Origin of the sequence: Capnocytophaga sp. oral taxon 329 str. F0087 (assembly GCF_000213295.2) — a bacterium.
In the GTDB taxonomy this organism is placed as follows: Bacteria; Bacteroidota; Bacteroidia; order Flavobacteriales; family Flavobacteriaceae; genus Capnocytophaga; species Capnocytophaga leadbetteri_A.
Map to the genome: position 1 here is coordinate 1 of NZ_KN390121.1, position 516 is coordinate 516.

The following is a 516-nucleotide window of genomic DNA, read 5'->3' on the forward strand; positions in this document are numbered from 1 at the left end:
GGGAGACAGTTCGATGGAAACCGTACGGCTCTCGCCCGCCTTCAGGTCCACACGACGGAAACCTCGAAGGCTCTTCAACGGACCCTCCGTGTCGCCCACTTTACGGACGTAAACCTGAACCACCTCGGCACCGTCGCGATTGCCCGTGTTCTTCACATGAGCCGTGAACTTCACGCCCTCGCCCGCCTCCACAGAAGACTTGCTCAAACGACCTTTGGAGATGTCGAACGTGGTATAACTCAAACCATAGCCGAAGGGGAAGAGCGGTTTATCCGTCATGTAACGGTAAGTGCGACCCTTCATGCTGTAGTCTTCAAAGTCGGGAAGCTGCTCCGTGTTCTTGTAGAACGTCACGGGCAACTTGCCACTGGGATTGAAATCACCGAACAGCACGTCGGCCACGGCCAAGCCCCCGGCCTGGCCCGGATACCAAGCCTGCAAGATGGCATCGCACGATTCCAACTCCGGTACCAAGGCCATGGCGGAACCCGAGCAGTTGACGAACACCACTTTCTT

1 protein-coding gene is annotated in these 516 nt (G+C 57.2%); it reads right to left on the reverse strand.

Annotated elements, in window-relative coordinates:
- A partial coding sequence (locus HMPREF9074_RS11725; protein WP_034541147.1) for a glycoside hydrolase family 3 C-terminal domain-containing protein occupies window positions 1-516 on the reverse strand: 516 nt, incomplete at both ends.